The sequence below is a fragment of the uncultured Ligilactobacillus sp. genome, assembly GCF_948826705.1.
GTDB lineage: Bacteria > Bacillota > Bacilli > Lactobacillales > Lactobacillaceae > Ligilactobacillus.
This window is the reverse complement of record NZ_CAQLEL010000092.1, coordinates 1-8,157: the sequence shown is the minus strand read 5'-3', so window position 1 is coordinate 8,157 and position 8,157 is coordinate 1. Positions and strand designations below refer to the sequence as shown.

Annotated in this window: 8 protein-coding genes; 5 read left to right on the top strand and 3 right to left on the bottom strand. The window is 40.8% G+C overall.

Annotated features, from left to right (window positions below; genetic code table 11):
- Nucleotides 1-245 precede the first annotated feature (245 nt).
- The 5 genes from Q9Q35_RS06200 (at nt 246) to acpP (ending at nt 5,784) form a co-directional block, all read left to right on the top strand.
- Nucleotides 246-608, top strand: a complete 363-nt coding sequence (locus tag Q9Q35_RS06200; RefSeq protein WP_304652605.1) for an Asp23/Gls24 family envelope stress response protein — start codon at nt 246-248, stop codon at nt 606-608.
- Between the two features lie 32 nt (nt 609-640).
- Nucleotides 641-2,332: a DAK2 domain-containing protein gene (locus Q9Q35_RS06195; RefSeq protein WP_304652604.1), complete on the top strand. Its 1,692-nt coding sequence runs from the start codon at nt 641-643 to the stop codon at nt 2,330-2,332.
- 67 nt (nt 2,333-2,399) lie between these two features.
- Nucleotides 2,400-4,445: an ATP-dependent DNA helicase RecG gene (recG, locus tag Q9Q35_RS06190; protein ID WP_304652603.1), complete on the top strand. Its 2,046-nt coding sequence runs from the start codon at nt 2,400-2,402 to the stop codon at nt 4,443-4,445.
- A gap of 16 nt (nt 4,446-4,461) precedes the next feature.
- Nucleotides 4,462-5,493 (top strand): phosphate acyltransferase PlsX, encoded by a 1,032-nt coding sequence (plsX, locus tag Q9Q35_RS06185; RefSeq protein WP_304652602.1) that lies wholly within the window; start codon nt 4,462-4,464, stop codon nt 5,491-5,493.
- Nucleotides 5,494-5,541: 48 nt separating this feature from the next.
- Nucleotides 5,542-5,784: an acyl carrier protein gene (acpP, locus tag Q9Q35_RS06180; RefSeq protein ID WP_304652601.1), complete on the top strand. Its 243-nt coding sequence runs from the start codon at nt 5,542-5,544 to the stop codon at nt 5,782-5,784.
- 473 nt (nt 5,785-6,257) lie between these two features.
- On the opposite strand, the gene Q9Q35_RS06175 is transcribed toward acpP, so the two are convergent.
- The 3 genes from Q9Q35_RS06175 to Q9Q35_RS06165 all read right to left on the bottom strand — a co-directional run bounded on the left by Q9Q35_RS06175 (nt 6,258) and on the right by Q9Q35_RS06165 (nt 7,527).
- Complete coding sequence (locus tag Q9Q35_RS06175) at nt 6,258-6,452, bottom strand: hypothetical protein (RefSeq protein WP_112286438.1); 195 nt, start codon at nt 6,450-6,452, stop codon at nt 6,258-6,260.
- Between the two features lie 558 nt (nt 6,453-7,010).
- Entirely contained in the window at nt 7,011-7,181 is a 171-nt protein-coding gene (locus Q9Q35_RS06170) for a hypothetical protein (RefSeq protein ID WP_160192607.1), read from the bottom strand.
- Between the two features lie 103 nt (nt 7,182-7,284).
- The gene (locus Q9Q35_RS06165; protein WP_260449529.1) at nt 7,285-7,527 is read right to left on the bottom strand and encodes a hypothetical protein; all 243 of its coding nucleotides are present in this window, start codon (nt 7,525-7,527) and stop codon (nt 7,285-7,287) included.
- Nucleotides 7,528-8,157: the final 630 nt, after the last annotated feature.

Genomic DNA, 8,157 nt, shown 5'->3' with positions numbered 1-8,157 from the left:
TAGGATTTTTTCAAAAGTTAAATTTTTATCTAAACTAATTTGGGCGATCTAACAGGGAAGAATGTCAGTAGTTAAAGGGTAAAAAAGATAAAATGAACAACTGTTTTTGGGCAATTACGATAAACATGGTATAATGAAAAGACAAGTATTGATCGAGCAGTGAGAAACTGAACATCGATTTGATATTTCTTTTCCGCTTTTATTGGAAAAGGAAATTGTCTTATTAGTTAAGGAGGCTGGATAGAATGGCTGTTAAAATTCAAAATCAATTTGGAAATATCGATATCAGCAATGAAGTGATCGCAACTGTTGTTGGTGGAGCCGCAACTGAAATTTTCGGGATCGTTGGTATGGCCAGCAAGAAACAGATTCGAGACAATTTGAATGAAATTTTAAAGCGTGACAATTACTCTAAAGGTGTTGTGATTCGTCAAGAAGATGAAGGCATCGCTGTGGATGTATATATTATTGTCGGTTATGGTACAAAGATCTCAGAAGTTTGCCGCAATGTACAAGATAAGGTTAAGTACAATTTAGATTCAATGTTAGGCATTACCGCTGAATCTGTGAATGTTATCGTTCAAGGTGTACGTGTCATCAACGATTAGTACCACGAAATAACCAAGGAGGAGTTAGTAACTTGAAAGTGGAGAATATTACTGAAACAGAATTTCGTAAAATGATTCTGGTCAGTTCGAAAAGATTGACTAATAATGCAGAATTTATCAATTCATTAAACGTGTTTCCGGTGCCCGATGGGGATACAGGGACAAATATGAGTCTTTCCTTTGCGAGCGGTGAAAAATATGTTGCCGAGTCAACTTCAAGTAATGTTGGGGAATTAGCTAACGCTTTAGCTAAGGGTCTGTTGATGGGTGCACGTGGTAACTCGGGTGTTATTTTATCTCAGGTTTTCCGAGGCTTTTCAAAAAGTGTTACACAAAAAGAAACTTTGAGTGCTGCTGATCTTGCAGCAGCACTTCAAGGTGGGGTCGAAACGGCTTATAAAGCAGTCATGAAGCCACAAGAGGGTACGATCTTAACGGTAGCACGGAAGGCGGCTGAAGCAGCCAAAAAAACGGCTACACAGACAACTGACGTCGTTGAAGTTATGAAAGCGACTTATGAAGCTGCGGATGCTGCGTTACAAACAACACCAGAACTTTTACCAGTTTTAAAAGAAGTTGGTGTTGTTGATTCTGGTGGTCAAGGGCTAACTTTTGTCTATCAAGGATTTTATGATGCTTTAGCTGGCAATGAACGCCAAGAAGATGAGGTCCATACGCCAAGTCCGATCGAAATGGATGAAATGGTCAATGCAGAACATCATAAGAGCGCACAAAGCCAATTGCATACTGAAGATATCGAATTTGGTTACTGTACTGAGATCATGGTCCGTTTGGGGGCAGGACGCTTAGTTGACAAGGAATTTGACTACGATGAATTCCGGGAACATCTGTCGCAGATCGGGGATTCATTACTCGTTATTGCAGACGATGAAGTTGTTAAAGTTCACGTCCATACAGAGCATCCAGGTAAAGTGTTATCCTATGGTCAGGAATTTGGTTCTTTGATCAAAGTCAAAGTCGATAATATGCGTTTACAACATGAAACGATCTTGGAAAAAGATGATGAAATGCCAGCATCTAATATTCCTGCTACTCCAGAAGTTCAAAAGGAATATGGTGTGATCGCGATCGCTTCAGGCGAAGGGATCGCTAATATCTTCAAAAACTTGGGCGTAACGCACATTATTAATGGTGGCCAAACGATGAATCCAAGTACTAAAGACATCGTTGAGGCGATCGAGCAAACTAATGCTAAGAAAGTGATCATCTTACCAAATAATAAGAATATCTTTTTAGCAGCTCAACAAGCAGCTGAAGTAGCGGATGCTCAAGTTGCTGTAGTTTTGAGTAAGACGATCGCCCAAGGTATGAGCGCGATGCTTGGTTTTAATGATGCGGCTTCGATCGAAGAAAATACTGAAGCGATGACTGAAGAGATGGATGCAGTTCTTTCAGGGCAAGTTACAGTCGCGGTACGTGATACAACGATCGAAGGGCGTCCGATCAAGAAAGATGATTATATGGGGATCGTTGATGGTAAGATCGTGGTCACCCAACCAACTTGTGAACAAGCTGCGATCGAGATGGCTAAGGTGATGTTAGATGAAGATAGTGAGATCGTAACGATCATCTATGGTCAAGATGGTTCAAAAGAACAAGCAAACGAAATTGCAGCTCAACTTGAAGAATTAGATCCTGAGATCGAAATTGAGATCCATGAAGGTGACCAACCAGTTTATCCATACTTGATCTCAGTCGAATAATGCACGATAAATTCTAACTTCTAGCGAGCATAGAAGTTAGAATTTATTTGTTTGAGGGGGATTATTTATGGCACGAGCATTGACGGACTCACCTGCAGTGTTAAAAGGCGTGGGTCCTAAAAAATTACAGGCATTGAACAAATTAGGGATAAATACGATCGAGGATCTATTGACATATTACCCATTTCGCTATGAGGATCTGACTGTCAAGCAACTAAGTGATGTGGCTGATGGTGAAAAAGTCGTTTTAAAGGGTATCATTGCTGCACCACCAGTCGTTTCTCATTTTGGCCGAGCTAAAACGCGGTTGAATTTTGGCTTATTGGTCGAAAATGATCTAGTCAAAGTGACTTTTTTTAATCAAGGTTATTTAGCTAAACAATTGAGTACTGGTCAAGAGGTCGCGGTCTATGGCAAGTACGATCAACGACGTCAGAGCCTAACTGGGATGAAGGTGATGTATCAGGCTAAAGATGAAGATCTAGCTGGTGTTTATCGGGCTTCAAAGGAGATCACAGCTAAAACGATCAAAGATCTCGTTTCACTAGCCTATGCTGATTACCATGATTTGATATTTGATATCGTTCCCGATAGTTTGCTCCAAAAATTTCGGTTAGAAACACGCGTCCAAATGATCCATGATATGCATTTTCCAGAGACTTTGGCTCAAGGAAAAGCAGCTCGGCGCTCGGCGATCTTTGAAGAATTTTTCAAATTCCAATTACGGATCCAACTGCTTAAGCAAAAACACAGCAAAGAAAATGGGATCGTTATCAAATACGATAACGATAAATTACGCCGATTTATCAAACAGTTGCCTTTTGAACTGACAGCTGCCCAAAAACGAGTCGTTAACGAGATCTGTCGGGATCTACATCAGCCAGAACATATGAATCGCCTCTTACAAGGGGATGTTGGTTCAGGAAAAACGGTCGTTGCAGCTTTAGCTATGTATGCTACTATCACGGCGGGGTATCAAACGGTCTTGATGGTACCGACTGAGATCTTAGCGCAACAGCATGCCCAAAAGTTAGCCAAGTTATTTGAAGACGTACCAGAGGTCAATGTAGCTTTGTTGACCAGTAGTGTAACGCGCAATCAAAAAGCCAAGCAGACTTTGTTGGATAATTTAGCCAGCGGGGAGATAAATTTGTTGGTTGGAACACATGCGGTGATCCAAGATAATGTCAACTTTAAAAAGTTAGGTTTAGTCGTTACTGATGAACAGCATCGCTTTGGTGTCGGTCAGCGCCAAGCTTTACGCCAAAAGGGAGATTTTCCCGACTCCTTAGCGATGACAGCAACTCCGATCCCACGAACACTAGCGATCACTACTTACGGTGAGATGGATGTTTCGATAATTGATGAGCTACCTAAGGGACGGCAAACCATTAAAACAAATTGGTTACGCAAAAAGCAATTCACACAAGCGCTTGACTTTATGGAACAACAGTTGCAAAATGGTTCACAAGCTTATGTGATCTCACCATTGATCGCTGAGTCAGAAATGCTGGATCTTCAAAATGCTACGGAGATCTATGAAAAATTAAGGGCTCACTATGCAGGGCGTTATGAAGTGGGACTATTACATGGTCAGCTGACGTCTGAACAAAAAGATGAAGTAATGGATCATTTTAAAGCGGGTGAGTTAGATGTTTTAGTTTCGACCACAGTGATCGAAGTTGGGGTCGACGTCCCCAATGCAGCGGTCATGGTGATCTTAGATGCTGATCGTTTTGGCTTAGCGCAATTACATCAATTGCGTGGTCGTGTCGGACGAGGCAATAAACAATCTTATTGTTTACTGGTAGCTGATCCTAAGAGTGAGTATGGGATCGAAAGAATGAAAACAATGGTCGAAACGACAGATGGTTTTGTGATCGCACAAAAGGATCTAGAATTACGGGGACCAGGGGACGTTTTGGGTAAGAAACAGTCTGGTCTGCCAGATTTTAAGATCGGTGATCCAGTGAGTGATTTCAATATTTTACAAGTGGCACAATTAGAAGTAGCTAAACTTTTGGCCGACGAAAAATTCCGTTATCGTCAGGAAAATACAGGCTTGATGCGCTATTTGAATCAAGAGCTTACTTATTTTACTAGTTTTGACTAAAGAGAGGATGTATGAAATGAAAATTGCGATCGATGCAATGGGGGGCGACAATGCACCCGAAAGTATTGTTAAGGGTGCGCTTAAAGCACGCGACGAATTTAGCGACCTAGAACTTATTTTGTATGGTGATAAGACCGCGATCGAGAAGTATATAACTGATCCAACTCGGATCACGATCGTTAACACGACCGAAGTGATCGGGATGAATGATGAACCGGTCCGAGCGATCCGGCGTAAGAAAGATTCGTCTTTGGTCGTAGCAGCTAATGCAGTCAAGGCTAAAGAAGCCGATGCGCTGTTTTCTTGTGGTAACACAGGAGCTCTTTTGACAGCAGGACTTTTACTAGTCGGTCGGATCAAGGGGATCACGCGTCCGGGCTTGCTATCGACATTGCCTGTTGTTTCAGGGCAGGATGGAGCATTTAATTTACTTGATAGTGGGGCTAATGCAGATAGTAAGCCAGAGCATCTTTATCAGTATGCTCTTTTAGGTACGTATTATGCTAGCAACGTTCGGGGGATCAAAGATCCACGGATCGGACTATTGAACAATGGGACTGAATCGCATAAGGGAAGTAAAGTGACGCAAGAAGCTTACCAACTTTTAGCAGCCGATGAAAAACTGAATTTTATCGGAAATGTTGAGTCTAAAGATCTGATGAAAGGTGTCTGTGATGTAGTCGTTGCAGATGGTTTCACAGGTAATGCGGTTTTAAAAGCGATCGAAGGGACTGCACTAGCTGTGATGAGTTTGTTGAAAGACACGATCGCTAATGCTGGTGCTAAGGGCAAATTAGGTGCGCTGTTACTAAAAGATGATCTAAAGAGCATCAAAGGTCGAATGGACCAAGCGCAATATGGTGGTGCAGTCTTACTTGGGGTCAAAGCACCGGTCGTTAAAGCTCACGGGTCAAGTGATGAGCTGACCGTGTATTACACATTAAAGCAGATCAGAACCATGATCCATGAAGAAATGGTGCCTAATTTTACAAAATACTGGCAAGCCCAACAAGCTAAAGAATCTTTAGATAGCAAAGACGTTGAGTAATATGATATACTTGTTTGCGAAAAACTAGGATAGGTGAGGTTGATATCCATGACAGAAAACGAAATTTTTACAAAAATCACAACAATTATTGAGGACCATTTTGATGTTTCAGCTGATAAGGTGAAAGAACAAACAAACTTTAAAACTGATCTTGATGCCGATTCGATCGATCTGGTAGAATTTGTTTTGGAATTAGAAGATGCTTTTGGTGCTGAAATTTCTGACGAAGATGCTGAACGAATCGTGACAGTTAAAGATGCTGTAGATTACATTGCTTCACATCAAGGATAGAATTATCTTAGACCAGCTATAACAAAGCTGGTCTTTTTTGCTATAAGCCCGATAAATATTGTTATATCGCTTTTTTGGCGGTTTAAAAGGCTTTTTAGGGTCTCTCTTTAAGATAAAGTGCTTAAAATTTGATAAAAAATGATTTAAAAGAGACCCTGGGGAGACCCTCAAACTTGGGCTAGGTGGTTTAAAATAGTGTATGATCTCAAGCGTTGGAAGTTCCAGCGCTTTTTTATTTTCTAATGTATGCTATAATGATGTTAGGGTTTCTCAATCGATTATTTACCAATGTTTATAAAACAGTTCTTTGACGTCTTGCAATCGTGCAAGGCGTTTTTATTTGCACCGTTGGGATGTGATTGCCCACAATTGGATAACGTGCATCCCTGAGACGTGATATAATACGTTTAACATGAGTTCCAAAGGTGGAACTTGCTAAGAAGTCTCTTGCGATCGTGCAGGGGGCTTTTTGCTTATTTTGGAAAGCGTTCGGCTAATTTCTCATTAGCAAATGTGATCAATGCTTCTAAGTCTTCCTTGGTGGCTACTCTGCAGTAACTGCGTGCCATGGATCTTTTAGCAAGATAGTATTTGCGTGCTTTGTTCTTTTCGTTCCAGCGGTTGGAAGCGTCAAGCTGTGCTTTGCTGGTCTTCTTTTTCTCTGTCATTGGTGTAACTCCTTACTTGCATTCGTATATTAAATATAATATACTTGTGTATGAAAAAAGGCACTAAGCAGCTGCAACTACTTAGCGCCAAGCGTGGTTTAAGGCTTAAAGTTTCCTAGCTAGTCGCGATCGTTAAAATCGTGATTAGCTTTTTTTATTATCCAATAGGCACGCGCTACGTTTATTACCAGTCTTGCTAAACTGAGTATTAAAGGCGGTGCTACTGAGATAATAGCAACGATTAACACCGTGGAACCTCCAGCCTATCCGAATTATCATAACTTTAGCCTCCCTCCGCGCGGTTTAGTAATTGAGAAGTGGCCAAGCCTTAATAATTCCCACTAAGCCACTTGTTAGGTTTGCAAGTCCTAACTCGTGACTATGTCAATATTATGTATTACATTTCATATAAAAACAAGAATTTTATTCTTACATTTTCTTGCATTATTGTCAGTTGAATAGATCGCAAAAAAGGGATGTACCAGCAACTAAGCTAGTGCATCCCTTTTTTGGGTTATACAAAAACATAGCTCTAAAACTAACTGTTCAACTGGTGACTTATCTTTCATCGTCTAACTGCTTAAGTCTTTTATCGATCATCAAGCTAAGGCGTTGCAGGTCGTGCCTGCTGGATAGGTGCTTGATGTAAAACCTAGAATACCAATGACGGCGTTTTAAATAAACGTTGATCGCTGTAACGATCGCAAGAATGATAATAAATTTTAACAAGTGGGATCCCTCCTAATCTTTGTAGGCTGTGAGCTGTGTGCCTGCTGTGATATCCATAGTCTGAGCGAATAGGGCACAGGCTTTATTTTTGATAATTCCGTAGCTAGTTGTACCATTCGACGAACTCTAAAACTTGCTTGGCGTTGGCTCTGTTTACGTTCATATCTTCCACACTATTGGCGCTTGCTGTTCCTTTGGGAGCTAATGATAAGCGTACGCTTGAAATAACTGGGATGTTTGCTAATCGCTGATACTTGCTATATTCAGTATCAAACCAGTTAGCAACGTTCTTACGTGTCTGGATGTAGTCTACTTCTCTGGTGTCTGGTGGCTCAAGTCTCATCATGTCCAACGCTCCTAACTGTATCAAGCTGTTACAAGCTCTATAATTTGGGGTATTACTCTATCACGCTATAAAAAGCGTTCTAAGACGTTTAATACTATTCTAGTACAATTCTACTGATTATATCAAATGGAGCTTATAACATGCTTAAAATAGCTTTTACTGTGGTTATAAGTTAAGGTCGTTTAGAACGACCCAAAGCAATTTAAAAAACAGGTCGTTCAGAACGACTTGTTAAAAACAAGTGATTTTAAACCACCTGTTTTGTGGTCAATCTGGTTGACTCACTTTTAAGCTGGTGTCCTAGTCGTTTGAAACGACCACGGATAATTTGCCGTTTCGCTATCATTTTGAACGACTGCGGACTAAAACGGGGGCTATTGCAGATCATGCAACTGCCACAATGTGGATCTATTTATTTACTCGTGAGACGCTTACACAAGCCACTCTGTGAGTTTTTAAATGCTGTCTAGTGTAATTATACTCGGGCGGTATTTGATGTCTGTAAACTGTGTCTGTGTGCTTATTTTTGACGCTTGAAATCGATCGTGTGGGATGTTATACGAAAAAGGGACGCCTTGAGCATCCCTATAGTTGGTTATTCTTGCAATTCTTGCTCACGCTCAGCAAGTA